Origin of the sequence: Vibrio sp. OPT41, from assembly GCF_015163595.1 — a bacterium.
Lineage (GTDB): Bacteria > Pseudomonadota > Gammaproteobacteria > Enterobacterales > Vibrionaceae > Vibrio > Vibrio alginolyticus.
In genome coordinates, this window is sequence record NZ_JADDYH010000028.1 from 1 (window position 1) to 14042 (window position 14042).

The following is a 14042-nucleotide window of genomic DNA, read 5'->3' on the forward strand; positions in this document are numbered from 1 at the left end:
AGCGAGGGAGTAATCGCGCTGAGTTCTTTTAGTTGTTGATTTCATAACACTCTCCAATTTTGGGGGTGGAAAGTGTCAACCTTATTTAGGACGGCACATTCCATACAAAAAAACGCCGGTAGTTACCGGCGTTTTTTTATACATACATTAGTTCAATTCTAGAAACTGTACTTGATGCCAACGGCGCCGCCAAGTTGCAAGTCAGCACCTTTGTAAAGATCTAGCTCTGGGTGTATTTGGCCATAAAGGTCCCAGCCGCGTGATAAATCCCAGTTCACACCAAGTGGTACTCTCACACCAAACTCGTCATCCCATTCATACCAGCCACCAACGCCGACATACCAAGTCACAGGCATGTTTTGATCGAATGTTCCACGCTTAGCGATGTAATCAAACGCCATACCATCGTTTCCGATAATGCCACGATATTTGTTATCTAACTCTACAACAACACTTAATTGTTGATCGACAGCCATACCAACTGATAGATCCGTTGGTTCGCTTGCCGCCATTGCCGTACTAGAAACTAGTCCCAAAACTAAAATGAATTTGTTCTTCATACACGTTATCAATTATTCAAAAAAACATTATTCGCTATTCAAACATAATGGCATATCAATATGTCAACGATGGGTAAGCTCGATGTATGAAAAAGCTGACAAAAGTAAAGATGAGTTTAGGATCACACTAAAAAGGAACTGTCAGTTAATAAAATAGGAACTAAAAAAGGAGGCCGAAGCCTCCTTTTATGCATTACTATGAATGACTGCGATTAACCGTGGTTACGAATCCACTCATCCATTTCAGTTTTTAGGTTATCAGACTTAGTACCGAAGATAGCCTGTACACCACCAGCTACAACTACAACACCAGCAGCGCCTAGTTGTTTTAGCTTGTCTTGGTCAACAGCTGCTGTATCTGCAACTGCTACACGTAGACGTGTGATACATGCATCTAGACCAGTAATGTTAGCTTTACCGCCAAACGCTGCAACCAGTTCACCGCCCATATCAGAGCCAGAAGTTACAGCTGCACTTTCCGTTTCATCTTCACGGCCAGGTGTTTTTAGGTCAAGCGCTGTGATTACACCACGGAACACTACGTAGTAAATTACTGCGTAAACTAGACCAACGGCAATCATTAGCACCATCTTCTGAGCGTTACCAGATAGAACTAGGAAGTCGATCAGACCGTGAGAGAAAGAAGTACCGTGTACAAAGCCTAGAGTGTTCGAAACGATGTATGCAGAACCAGCTAGTAGAGCGTGGATACCGTATAGTAGTGGAGCAACGAATAGGAATGAGAATTCGATTGGCTCAGTAATACCAGTTAGGAATGAAGTCAGTGCAGCTGACGCCATGATACCCATTACTTTTGCACGGTTTTCTGGTTTAGCACAATGAGCAATTGCGATTGCTGCAGCTGGTAGACCGAACATCTTGAACATGTAACCACCCGCTAGCTGACCGAAGCCATTACCAGCAGCACGAGATGCTTCATCAGCAACTAGGTAACAAGTTAGTACACCATTTTGAGCTTCACCGGCAGCGTTAACACAAGAACCTGCTTCGAAGAAGAACGGTACGTTCCATACGTGGTGTAGACCGAATGGGATTAGAGAACGCTCAACAACACCGTAGATACCGAATGCTAGCTGTGGGTTTTGGTGTGCAGCCCAATCAGAGAATGCAGAAATTGCACCGCCAATTGGTGGCCAGATAACAGAAAGGATAACACCTAGGATGATCGCAGCAAAACCAGTGATGATTGGCACTGCGCGCTTACCAGCGAAGAAGCCAAGGTACTCTGGAAGTTGGATTTTGAAGAAACGGTTGAATGCCCAAGCAGCCACACCACCGACAAGGATACCACCTAGTACACCTGTATCGATTTTCTCAACACCCATAACGCCCGCCATTACACCTAGCGTTGCCGTCATGATGCCGTAACCAACGATAGCTGCAAGACCTGCAACACCGTCGTTGTTAGTGAAGCCTAGAGCTACACCTACTGCAAATAGAAGTGCCATTTGGCCGAATACTGAACCACCAGCTTGTTCCATAAGATTAGAAACGATCTCTGGAATAAAGCTTAGATGGGCAGCACCCACACCTAATAAAATACCTGCAACTGGTAAAACTGATACTGGAAGCATCAGAGCCTTACCAACTTTTTGCAGGTTAGCAAAAAGGTTCTTAAACATGTTTATGCTCCTGATAAATTTATAAGTATTATTTGGGCACTAACGGCACACCCCCGTAGCCTAAAGGTTAGCACCCAATGAAAATGTAACCACAACTGCATTATATTTTCCGGCTCTAAATATATATTGATGACCCTCAAACTTTCCACACAGTTACGAAATTTAGTTTCAAAACAAGTCTTGGATCACACCCAAAAACAGCCGATGAAAAGGTTTGCATTGCACTTATATTACTGTTTTATAAAGAATTAATTATTTATATAATTAATTTTAAGGCGTAAATAAAATACGCCTCAATGTTATTTTTAGTAACAAAATTACATTTGTGATTTTTGAATGTTATTAAATCAACATTTTTAGTAAACATTAAACTCGTGAGCGTATCTGTTGTTTTTATCAACAAAAAAGGAGCCTAAGCTCCTTTTTTATGCTCTTATTATTTTTTCATCGCAAAAAAAGATCTCGGAAGTTTTCGGTGGTTTTTTGTGCCACTTCAGAAAGAGAGCACGATTTGAGTTGCGCAATATAAGAAGCGACTTCGACAACATAAGCGGGTTGATTCTCTTTGCCACGATGAGGGACAGGAGCCAAGTAAGGAGAATCTGTCTCAATAAGAAGCTTCTCTAAAGGTAGAGTCTTCACCACTTCTTTTAGCTCTGTAGCTTGACGGAAAGTAACAATCCCCGAGATAGAAATATAAAACCCCAGCTCCAGTGCAGCTTCAGCAAATGGAAGATCTTCTGTAAAACAGTGGATAACACCACCACATTTCTCTGCCCCACCCTTACGCAAAATATCTAGAGTATCCGCACGTGCGTTTCTGGTATGGATAATTAAAGGTTTGTTGAGCTCCACTGCAAGATCAACGTGTTGCTCAAAGCGCTCTTTCTGTAACGCGGCCGTTTCGGGCTTGTAATGATAATCTAAACCCGTTTCGCCAATAGCGACGACTTTTGCATTCGACGCATGGTGGCGCAATACGTCCATCGAAAAGTCGCTTTCAACATCAAGTGGGTGCACACCGCACGAAGCATAAACATTGTCATAAGGCTCGATCATTTCCATCATTTTCGGGAAAGAATCCAGCGTTACTCCAACAGAAAGTAGTTCAGTTACGTTTGCTTGTTTAGCTTTGTTAATAACGTCTTCCACATTGATGTGGAGATCGTCGTAATTCAATTTGTCTAAATGACAATGAGAATCTACGAACATAATGCCTCTCGTGATTCAATTAACCAATTCATTGATAGTAGCTCAAGGTTCAGGCCAGGAAAGGCTTGCACCTGAGCTTTCAGGTTCATCAGCGCCTTCGCTGATGAGTACAAACCGTTATAGTTGTCCGATTGAAACTTTGTCGCACCCGGAAGCATTTGAGCTTCTGATACACCAAACTGCGCTTTCTGAGCATCTGTCAGTAAATACCATGCCCAGTCTAGTGATTGCTCTGAGTGTTTAGCGATTAAAGAAGCACACTCAGAAACGTCTGAAACAGGCGAAGACATTGCCTTAATAAAACTGCGTTCAAAAGCCAAGTAAGCTTCGAGCTCACCATTATTTAACGCATCCAATGTTTTTATTGGAGAGCCCATATTCAGTTTTAAGGCATAAGCAGGAACTTGCTTCGCCCCTTGTTCGTGCATCCATTGCATCGCTTGTTCCGCTGACGGAGGCGCAACAACCCAGTGTTGGCAACGGCTACGAATCGTTGGGAGCAGACGCTCCTGATTGTGGGTAACGAGCAAAAACAAGCACTTTGCCCCAGGCTCTTCTAGCGTCTTTAACAGCGCATTCGATGCCGACTCGTTCATAGAGTCCGCCGGTTCTATTACAAATAGGCGGTAACCATTAAGCTGAGATGATTCCTGAGCAAGACGGTTACAAGCGCGAATTTGGTCCACCGTTATCGCCTTTCCTTCTTTCTCTGGCTTGATCCAGTGTAAATCAGGGTGGTTTTGAGATTGATTTAGCTGGCAGCTATGACAAAAACCGCATGCTTCACTCGCGTAATTTTGGCAAAGAAGTACTTGGCTAAAAAACTCGATAAGTTTTTCGATGCCCAAGCCCTGCTCGCTTTGTAATAAAAGCGCACCTGGTATTCTGTCCGACTCTAACCCTACTTTGAGGTTATCCCATATTGGCTGTAGCCATGGATAATCATTTAACATGAGTCACCTAAATTTACGTTTCACTTATTGACGAGCTAGCCACTCGTTTAGAGCGTCCCGAATATCACGCGACACGCCTTCAATCGTCTGTTCTGCGTTAATGATAACGATGGAAGGATCGGCATGAGCAATCTCCAAATAACGCTCACGTGTACGCTCGAAGAAACTAATATCCATCTTCTCTATACGATCTAACTCACCACGCCCACGCGCACGCTCAAGCCCAACACGAGGGTCAATATCCATATAGAGAGTGAGAGCAGGTTTAAAATCACCAAGCGTTGTATCCCGGAGATTTTTCATTAACGATGCGTCAATCTGACGGCCACCACCTTGATAAGCTTGCGACGACATATCGTGTCGGTCACCAACCACCCACTGACCGTTTTCCAAAGCTGGTTTGATCACGTTCTCAACCAACTGAACACGTGCAGCGTACAGAAGAAGCAACTCCGTCATGTCCTTAAGTTCTTCGCCTTCGTGCTCTTCTTTCACCAGAGCGCGCATTTTTTCTGCTAGCGGTGTGCCTCCTGGCTCACGGGTATTTACGATATCCTCAATACCGGCCGCTTTTAGCGTATCTAAAACGGTTTTAATCGCAGTGCTTTTACCCGCGCCTTCTAGGCCTTCAACGACAATAAAGTTTGCTTTCATCATTTTTTCTTTCTTAGTTCTCTTAAATAGGCACGAACAGCACGGTTGTGCTCAGCAAGGGATTTCGAAAATACATGTCCGCCCTTTCCACTTGCTACAAAATATAAATAGTTGCTGCTTTCTGGATTCAAAGCCGCTTCAATGGAAGCTTCACCAGCCATCGCAATCGGTGTTGGTGGCAAACCATTGATGGTATAGGTGTTATATGGTGTCGGCGTACGCAAATCTTTCTTACGAATGTTGCCATCGTAGGCGTCACCCATACCATAAATAACTGTCGGATCAGTTTGTAACCGCATGCGTTTGTTCAATCGGTTGATAAACACAGAAGCGACGCGCTCACGCTCAGAATCAATAGCCGTCTCTTTCTCGATGATAGACGCGAGAATCAAGGCTTCATATTTATCCTGTAATGGCAGCTTTTCTTGACGAGCTTCCCAGCTAGCATCCAGTATTTTATTGAGTTTTCGATGCGCTCGTTTTAATAACTGGCTTTCACTCGCACCCGCTGTGTAATGGTAGGTTTCTGCTAAAAACAACCCTTCTAGCTTTTCTCTCTCAATTCCGAGCTTCGCAGCCATTTCTTTTTCTGAAAGATCGGTTAAATCATGCTTTAAATAAGGAGCACTTTTTAGTTGATCTACCCATTCAGAAAAGCGGCTGCCTTCAACAAAAGTGATCGCAAACTGGTATTCTTTTCCAGTATTCAGATGCTCCAATGTTTGCGAAAGCGACATACCAGGCTCAAGTTGGTAAGTACCCGCTCGCACTTGCAACAATTCTGGATATAAGTGAGGAATTAAACGGATGTACTCCGATGTTTCAATCACCTCATCTTCAACTAAGGCGCGCATGACATGATGAAAGCTTGTACCACTTTCTACAGTAAACAGCTGAGGTTGTTCCAATAGAATAGGCTTTTCAACGTATTGTTTAGCCTGTGAAATTATATAAAAAACAGCTGCTGCGCCTATCACTGCGATCAGCACAACAAAAGCCAACAGTTTTTTAATCACGTAGTTAAATTCCCTTGCAGTCGTTGAGTCAATTTTCCTATCGGAAATATAGTCTTAGAGTTCGATGTCACTATGCTGCGAATAGGTGCGACACCTAATATTGAGTTACACATGAAAGCCTCGTCAGCACTCAGCAAATCTGGAAGTATAAAACGCCCCTCGATGACTTCAATATGACTTACTTTAAGTAACTCAAGCACCTTACGACGCATTACGCCCGTAACGCCTGATAAGGTCAGCTCCGGCGTAAATACTTTATTACCTTTAACCCAAAAAAGGTTGGCCATTGTAGTTTCAATGACATGGTTTTGCACATTTAACGTTATTGCATCTGCAAACTCTGTATTGTCGATTTCAGCCTTGGCGAGAATCTGCTCTAAACGGTTGTTGTGCTTATGTCCCGCAAGTAAAGGTTGAATCCCTAGACGAGTATTACAAACGCCCAAGTCCACACCTTGTTCTTGCCAAGATGAATAATGAGAAGGAAACGCAAAATTGGAAATCGTCACGATAGGGCCTTTAATCCCATTAGGGCTATACCCTCGCCCGCCAATACCGCGGCTAACGTGAATCTTCACCCCCGCTCGTGCGTCAGATAAAACCGCTTTGCTTGCCCAATCATGCACAACTTTCCAGTCAGGTGAAGAGATCTTCAAAGCGTCAAGGCAAGCACTCATGCGCTCAGTATGTTCTTGCCAGTAAACCAACTCTCCATTTTGGGTCAGGATGGTGGTAAAGCCTCCATCACCGTATTGGAATGAGCGATCACCTAGCTCTACATGCGTTTGCGGAACTCCATTTACCCAAAACATTCACGTACCTTCAAATTAGCAGACAACAAATAAAACAAAACGGCTCAATGCTAAGCATCGAGCCGTTAGAATACAAGTTTCGCTTATCTAAATAAGGTTAGATAGTGTTACTCAGCGAACTTTTTGAAGATCAAAGAACCGTTTGTACCACCAAAGCCAAACGAGTTACAGATAGCGTATTCCATACCTTCAACTTTGCGCGCAGTGTGCGGCACAAGGTCGATGTCTAGACCTTCTTCTGGATCATCAAGGTTAATCGTTGGTGGAACGATTTGGTCAACCAAAGACATAACCGTGATAATTGCTTCAACAGAGCCTGCTGCACCTAATAGGTGACCAGTCATAGACTTAGTTGATGATACAAGTACTTGCTTCGCACCTTCTTCACCAAGAGCACGTTTCACGCCCTTGATTTCTGCAACGTCGCCAGCAGGAGTAGATGTACCGTGAGCATTCACATAACCTACTTGGGTACCTGTGATGTTCGCGTCACGCATTGCCGCTTCCATCGCAAGTGCACCACCAGAGCCATCTTCGCTTGGAGAAGTCATGTGGTAAGCATCACCAGACATACCAAAACCAACCAGTTCTGCGTAAATCTTCGCGCCACGTGCTTTTGCGTGTTCGTACTCTTCAAGCACCATCATGCCAGCACCATCACCTAGAACAAAACCATCACGGCCTTTATCCCATGGGCGAGACGCTTTTTGAGGCTCTTCATTACGAGTAGATAGTGCTTTAGCTGCACCGAAGCCAGCCATGCCAAGAGGCGTAGAAGCTTTTTCTGCACCACCAGCAACCATCGCATCTGCATCGCCGTAGGCAATCATACGTGCTGCATGGCCGATATTATGCAGGCCAGTAGTACATGCGGTAGAAATCGCGATATTTGGACCACGGAGACCACGCATGATAGATAGGTTACCTGCAACCATGTTTACAATGGTCGAAGGAACAAAAAATGGGCTAACTTTGCGAGGGCCTTTGTCTACTAATGCAGTATGGCCAGTTTCGATAAGGTCAAGACCGCCAATGCCTGAGCCGATAGCAACACCAACTCGAGCCGCATTTTCTTCGGTAATTTGTAAGCCAGAGTTATCAAGAGCTTGAATACCCGCTGCAATGCCGTACTGGATGAAAAGGTCCATCTTACGAGCATCTTTTTTAGACATGTACTCTGTGCAATCGAAATCTTTAACAAGACCTGCAAAACGAGTTGAGAAGTTCGTAGTATCAAAGTGCTCGATATTTACGATACCACTTTGACCTTCTAGCAGGGCTTTCCAAGATGATTCTACTGTGTTGCCTACCGGTGACAACATACCCATGCCAGTGACAACTACACGACGCTTGGACACGATATAATTCTCCGGGAATTGAATATTTCTATGAGAGGATAGAAGAAGTTAGAAAGAACACAGGCGGTCTAGGAGACCGCCTGGGAGAGCTAATTACTGAGCGCTGTTTACGTAGTCGATTGCAGCTTGAACAGTAGTGATCTTCTCAGCTTCTTCGTCAGGAATCTCAGTGTCGAATTCCTCTTCTAGAGCCATAACTAGTTCTACAGTGTCTAGAGAATCAGCACCTAGATCATCAACGAAAGAAGCTTCGTTTTTAACTTCTGCTTCGTCTACACCTAGCTGTTCAACAATGATTTTCTTTACGCGTTCTTCGATGTTGCTCATTTTTCTTTTCCTTTACAGATTTCGCCTAATGCGATGATTCCGTAGTTTATTCGAACTATTGAAAGTTGCAAGGGGGTCCTTGCTGGTCAAACCACAAAATTAGCGAATTTAACCGAATTTCAATACATTTTTGACTTAAATCATGCACAAATCTTGCGCATAAGCATGACAAGTTCATGACAGTTAACTGCAACTATAGGCTATTTTTCACAATGTAAAATAGCTTATTTTGCATAAACTGTCGCATTAAACCATGTACATGCCACCATTTACATGCAAAGTTTCACCAGTAATGTACGCTGCTTCAGGAGAAGCAAGGAAAACTACTGCTGATGCAATTTCACGTGGGTCACCTAAACGACCTGCTGGCACGTTCGACAAAGTTGCCGCACGTTGGTCATCACTTAGCGCCTTAGTCATGTCAGTTTCGATGAAACCAGGAGCAACAGTGTTCACTGTTACACCACGAGACGCAACTTCACGAGCCATTGATTTAGTAAAACCAATCACGCCCGCTTTCGCTGCTGCGTAGTTAGTTTGACCAGCATTACCCATGGTACCAACAACAGAGCCTACGTTGATGATACGACCCGCACGTTTTTTCATCATACCGCGTAAAACCGCTTTAGACATGCGGTAGATAGGCGTTAGGTTGGTATCGATGATGTCGTTCCACTCATCATCTTTCATGCGCATCAATAGGTTGTCACGAGTAATACCAGCGTTATTCACCAGAATATCGATCACACCAAATTCTTCGTTGATCGTTTTTAATGTCGCTTCGATAGACTCGACATCAGTCACGTTAAGCGCTAAGCCTTTACCGTTATCACCAAGATACTCGCTGATAGCAGCCGCACCACTTTCAGAAGTAGCAGTACCGATAACCGTAGCACCTCGCTCGACAAGAAGTTCCGCGATCGCGCGGCCAATACCACGGCTTGCGCCGGTAACTAGCGCGATCTTACCTTCTAGATTCATCATGTTGTGTTTCCTTTTCTTATCGCAAATTTATCGCTTGATGGATTACTTCGCAGCGTCTAGCGATGCGATATCATTCACTGCTGCTGCAGTTAGCGTTTTCACGATACGTTTTGTTAGACCTGTTAAAACTTTACCAGGACCAAGCTCAAGAAGATTTTCTACGCCTTGTTCGTGCATCAGTTCAACTGTTTCAGTCCAACGAACTGGGCTATGTAGCTGACGAACAAGCGCATCTTTGATTTTTGCAGGATCTGTCTCAGCAACCACATCAACGTTGTTGATAACTGGCAGCTGTGGTGAGTTAAATTCGATAGACTCAAGAGCTACAGCAAGTTTTTCCGCTGCTGGCTTCATAAGTGCACAGTGTGAAGGTACTGAAACAGGAAGAGGAAGCGCACGCTTCGCACCAGCTTCTTTACATAGCGCACCAGCTCGCTCTACTGCGTCTTTGCTACCAGCGATAACGACTTGACCAGGCGAGTTAAAGTTTACTGGAGAGACCACTTCGCCTTGCGCTGCGTCTTCACACGCTTTTGCAATCGCATCATCAGCCAAACCGATAATCGCGTACATTGCGCCAGTACCAGCTGGTACTGCTTCTTGCATAAGTTGACCACGTAATTCAACCAGCTTGATGGCTTCTTTAAAGTCAATAACACCCGCACATACAAGTGCTGAGTACTCACCTAGGCTGTGACCGGCTAGGTTTGCTGGTTGCTCTAAGCCAAGTTCCTGCCATACACGCCAGATTGCAACAGATGAAGCTAGCAAAGCTGGTTGAGTACGGAAAGTCTCGTTTAAATCTTCTGCAGGTCCATTTTGAACAAGCGCCCATAGATCGTAACCTAGTGCGTCAGATGCTTCTGCAAATGTTTGTTTTACTACGTCATATTGTTCGCCTAGTTCTGCAAGCATACCTACAGCTTGAGAACCTTGACCTGGAAATACGATAGCAAACTTGCTCATGTTGTTTTCCTTTAAGCAAAGTAAAAAGAAATAAGATGCACCAAGTGCACCTTAAATTTTGAATTCTTGTGAAACTTAGAACTTCACAAGGGCCGAGCCCCAAGTGAATCCGCCGCCAAACGCTTCAAGAAGCAGAGTTTGACCGCGTTTAATACGACCATCACGTACCGCTTCATCTAGTGCTGTTGGCACCGTCGCAGCTGATGTGTTGCCGTGTTTATCAAGTGTAATCACGACTTGGTCTAGTGACATCGAAAGTTTCTTCGCTGTCGCTGAAATAATGCGGTAGTTCGCTTGGTGCGGCACTAGCCAGTCTAGTTCAGACTTATGCATGTTGTTGGCTTCAAGCGTATCTTTTACTAGTTTCGATAGCTGAGTGACAGCGACTTTGAATACTTCGTTCCCAGCCATATGAAGCCATTTATCCGCATCTTGCCCCCGCACAGGTACAGGTAGGCTTAGAAGCTCTCCGAATTGACCATCCGAGTATATGTGGGTAGAGATAATGCCAGGCTCTTGGCTAGCGCCTACGACAACGGCTCCGGCACCATCACCAAATAGGATAATGGTTGAACGGTCTGTCGGATCACACGTTTTAGACAAAGCATCTGAACCAATCACAAGTACGTTTTTGCACATACCAGATTTGATATGTTGGTCTGCAACAGATAATGCGTACACAAAACCAGAACAAGCAGCGGCTAAGTCAAAAGCTGGACAACCTTTAATGCCAAGCTTTGCCTGCACCTGACACGCAGATGAAGGGAAAGTATGGCTACTGCTCGTTGTGGCTACGATAATCAGGTCGATATCGTTTTTATCAATACCCGCCATATCGATAGCGTTTTCAGCTGCGTAGAATGCCATGTCTGCTACAGTCTCGTTTTCTGCAGCAATTCGACGCTCTTTAATACCCGTGCGAGCAACGATCCACTCATCACTTGTATCTACCATTTTCTCTAGATCTGCGTTTGTACGCACCTGAGATGGCAGGTAGCTGCCAGTACCTAAAATTTTGCTATACATGAAGACTAATAATGCCTCTCGAGTAAAACCGCTTCCAAACGATCGCTAATACGGCTTGGTACTTGTCGTTTGACCTCGTGTACTGCCTCGCCAAGTGCATTGACAATCGCAGATACATCCGCACTTCCATGGCTTTTTATGACAATGCCGCGCAATCCTAGCAAACTTGCGCCGTTATACTGGTCGGGGTTCAGTGTTTTTAGTTCATTAAACAGCCTAGAAAACAACTTTCTAGCTATCCAACCCTTTATCGTTGATGCCATTATGCTGGTTTTAATTTTTTCGATAAAAAGTTGAGCTGTTCCCTCACTGGCTTTTAAGCATACGTTGCCGACAAATCCATCACAAACAATGACGTCAGCAACATCATGCAAAATTTGATTACCTTCAATATAACCGACAAAGTTAATCGCATCGGTCTGAGAAAGCATTTCTGCGCAACGTTTGACTAAATCGTTACCTTTAATCTCTTCTGCGCCAATATTGAGTACAGCAACGCGAGGAGGACGACCCAAGTGTTCTTCAGCTAATGCACTGCCCATTACAGCAAATTGGAACAAGCTATCAGCATCGCACGATACATTCGCCCCCAGATCTAGCATCCAAGTGCGCTTTCCGGTAATCGTCGGTAAAGCGGAAACTAAAGCAGGACGTTCAATGCCAGGAAGTAACTTAAGAATGAAACGCGATAGTGCCATTAATGCACCGGTGTTGCCACCACTAACACAAGCATCCGCTTTCTGCTCAGAAACCAAATCGATAGCCATACGCATAGAACTATTTTGGCTATTACGCAACGCCAATGAAGGTTTTTCTGAGTTCGAGATAACTTTCTCGCTGTGAAGAATAGTCAAGCGGGAACTGGTCGAGGTACCGAGTTGAGATAATTGAGACGTGATCAGAGATTGATCACCAATAAGAATCACTTTTAGCTCTGGGAAATGAGACAGTGCCTGCACGGCGGCAGGCACTGTTACGCGTGGACCGAAATCCCCGCCCATTGCATCAAGTGCAACGGTAATACTTTGCAAAGGTTCAACCTTACTTGTTGATAACCTTTTGACCACGGTAGTAACCTTCAGCAGTTACGTTGTGGCGTAGGTGAGTTTCACCAGAAGTCGCGTCTACAGATAGAGCAGCTGTAGTTAGCGCATCGTGTGAACGACGCATACCGCGCTTAGAACGAGTTTTACGGTTTTTCTGTACGGCCATTGACCCTACTCCTATACTATTGGGTTAAAAACCTGAAGAAGAATCGGCTACCACACCTATTACTTTTTCAGACTTTTCAAAACGTCGAATGGATTCGGTTTTTCTTCCTCAATTTCTTCAGGAATCTCACCAAAAACCATGTTATTTGAATCAACGCTACAATCCGCTTCATCGTGCATCGCAATTTGAGGTAATGCTAAGATGAACTCGTCTTCAACAAGTTGTATGAGGTCTAATTCACCATATTCATTTAGATCTACCAAATCATAAATTTCTGGTGCTTCCTGTTCTGTTTTCTCACCGTAGTAAGGAGTAGAAAGGAATTCAACTTCGCACTCATGTGCGAATACCTCATTACAACGCTGACACTCTAAATCGACTTCGATGTTAGCTTTACCAGAGATAACAACGAGTCGCTGTTCATCCATCCCAAATGACAATGAGACTTCTGCGTCGCGTTTTACGCCTTCAGTTGTTTCCACTAAGCGCTTGAAAAGACTAGCTTGGATGATGCCATCGTAATCCAATCGTTTCTGTGCAGCTTTAGCTGGGTCAACCGTTCGCGGTATTTTTACCTTTTGCATAGGGCGCGAATATTATCTTCCAAATCAAAATTAGTCAAAGAAAAAGGCAAAAAAGTTGTACTTTTTTGCGCTTAACATACAGAGCATTAGCCAGAATCATTTTTGATCGATTATCCTATTGGAAATGCTCCCACGAATTGTAATTCAAAATGAAAAATTACCAACTGGTTTTAGCCTCAACTTCCCCTTTTCGTAAACAACTGCTTGAAAAGCTCTCACTACCATTCGTTTGTTTATCACCTGATTGCGATGAAACACCTTTTGACCAAGAAACGCCAACTGAACTTGTGCAGAGACTGGCCCAAGAGAAAGCAATATCTTGCCAGACGGATAAAGCAAGTTTAGTTATCGGCAGTGACCAAGTTTGTGTCATTAATGGTGAAATCGTTGGCAAGCCTTTAAATAGAGATAACGCGATAAATCAACTTTTGGCTCAAAGTGGAAAAGTCATCACTTTCTATACTGGTCTTGCGGTACATAACACCGTCACAAACCATACAGAAGTCGGCTTTGATTCTTTCGAGGTGCACTTTAGAGATTTAACGCTTGAACAAATCAAACGCTACGTCGACAGGGAAGAACCTTTTTACTGCGCAGGCAGCTTTAAAAGCGAAGGCATGGGAATTTGCTTGTTTACGAAATTAGTTGGTAAAGACCCGAACACACTTGTCGGACTACCATTGATTGATTTGATTGATATGTTGCATGTTCAAGGACTCGATGTCCTTTAACCCA

The 14042-nt window shown here is 44.1% G+C and carries 16 protein-coding genes; 1 reads left to right on the top strand and 15 read right to left on the bottom strand.

The genetic code is table 11. From position 1 onward, the window contains the following. Positions 1-158: 158 nt before the first annotated feature. From IQP38_RS11840 to yceD, 15 genes are all read right to left on the bottom strand, one after another. Positions 159-560 (bottom strand): hypothetical protein, encoded by a 402-nt coding sequence (locus tag IQP38_RS11840; protein ID WP_005372960.1) that lies wholly within the window; start codon positions 558-560, stop codon positions 159-161. A gap of 212 nt (positions 561-772) precedes the next feature. Further along, positions 773-2203, bottom strand: coding sequence for a PTS glucose transporter subunit IIBC (gene ptsG / locus IQP38_RS11845; protein ID WP_005372959.1), 1431 nt, complete (start codon positions 2201-2203; stop codon positions 773-775). Positions 2204-2647: 444 nt separating this feature from the next. Beyond that, complete coding sequence (locus tag IQP38_RS11850) at positions 2648-3415, bottom strand: TatD family hydrolase (RefSeq protein WP_017633841.1); 768 nt, start codon at positions 3413-3415, stop codon at positions 2648-2650. Beyond that, on the bottom strand, positions 3406-4368 hold the full coding sequence (locus IQP38_RS11855; protein WP_017633842.1) for a DNA polymerase III subunit delta': 963 nt from the start codon (positions 4366-4368) through the stop codon (positions 3406-3408). The genes IQP38_RS11850 and IQP38_RS11855 overlap by 10 nt, the downstream gene beginning before the upstream one ends. A gap of 24 nt (positions 4369-4392) precedes the next feature. Then, positions 4393-5025 carry a dTMP kinase gene (gene tmk / locus IQP38_RS11860; protein ID WP_005387350.1) on the bottom strand — a complete coding sequence of 211 codons (633 nt, stop codon included), beginning with the start codon at positions 5023-5025 and terminating at the stop codon, positions 4393-4395. Further along, the gene (gene mltG / locus IQP38_RS11865) at positions 5022-6038 is read right to left on the bottom strand and encodes an endolytic transglycosylase MltG (protein WP_054576217.1); all 1017 of its coding nucleotides are present in this window, start codon (positions 6036-6038) and stop codon (positions 5022-5024) included. Before mltG ends, tmk begins: the two co-directional genes overlap by 4 nt. Further along, positions 6035-6850 (bottom strand): aminodeoxychorismate lyase, encoded by an 816-nt coding sequence (gene pabC, locus IQP38_RS11870; protein WP_005372949.1) that lies wholly within the window; start codon positions 6848-6850, stop codon positions 6035-6037. Before pabC ends, mltG begins: the two co-directional genes overlap by 4 nt. Positions 6851-6957: 107 nt before the next feature. Further along, positions 6958-8208 (bottom strand): beta-ketoacyl-ACP synthase II, encoded by a 1251-nt coding sequence (gene fabF / locus IQP38_RS11875; RefSeq protein WP_005372948.1) that lies wholly within the window; start codon positions 8206-8208, stop codon positions 6958-6960. Positions 8209-8301: 93 nt separating this feature from the next. Next, complete coding sequence (gene acpP, locus IQP38_RS11880; protein ID WP_004406112.1) at positions 8302-8535, bottom strand: acyl carrier protein; 234 nt, start codon at positions 8533-8535, stop codon at positions 8302-8304. A gap of 246 nt (positions 8536-8781) precedes the next feature. Continuing rightward, complete coding sequence (gene fabG / locus IQP38_RS11885; RefSeq protein ID WP_025767222.1) at positions 8782-9516, bottom strand: 3-oxoacyl-ACP reductase FabG; 735 nt, start codon at positions 9514-9516, stop codon at positions 8782-8784. Between the two features lie 45 nt (positions 9517-9561). Beyond that, complete coding sequence (fabD, locus tag IQP38_RS11890; RefSeq protein ID WP_005387313.1) at positions 9562-10485, bottom strand: ACP S-malonyltransferase; 924 nt, start codon at positions 10483-10485, stop codon at positions 9562-9564. Positions 10486-10560: 75 nt separating this feature from the next. Further along, on the bottom strand, positions 10561-11511 hold the full coding sequence (locus tag IQP38_RS11895) for a beta-ketoacyl-ACP synthase III (protein WP_017821385.1): 951 nt from the start codon (positions 11509-11511) through the stop codon (positions 10561-10563). Positions 11512-11516: 5 nt separating this feature from the next. Next, complete coding sequence (plsX, locus tag IQP38_RS11900; RefSeq protein WP_017633846.1) at positions 11517-12542, bottom strand: phosphate acyltransferase PlsX; 1026 nt, start codon at positions 12540-12542, stop codon at positions 11517-11519. Between the two features lie 10 nt (positions 12543-12552). Then, positions 12553-12723 carry a 50S ribosomal protein L32 gene (gene rpmF, locus IQP38_RS11905; protein WP_005396978.1) on the bottom strand — a complete coding sequence of 57 codons (171 nt, stop codon included), beginning with the start codon at positions 12721-12723 and terminating at the stop codon, positions 12553-12555. Between the two features lie 59 nt (positions 12724-12782). Further along, entirely contained in the window at positions 12783-13307 is a 525-nt protein-coding gene (gene yceD / locus IQP38_RS11910) for a 23S rRNA accumulation protein YceD (RefSeq protein WP_005387307.1), read from the bottom strand. A gap of 149 nt (positions 13308-13456) precedes the next feature. Between yceD and IQP38_RS11915 the strand changes: the two genes are divergently transcribed. Beyond that, the gene (locus tag IQP38_RS11915; RefSeq protein ID WP_054577644.1) at positions 13457-14038 is read left to right on the top strand and encodes a Maf family protein; all 582 of its coding nucleotides are present in this window, start codon (positions 13457-13459) and stop codon (positions 14036-14038) included. The last annotated feature ends 4 nt before the right edge of the window (positions 14039-14042 follow it).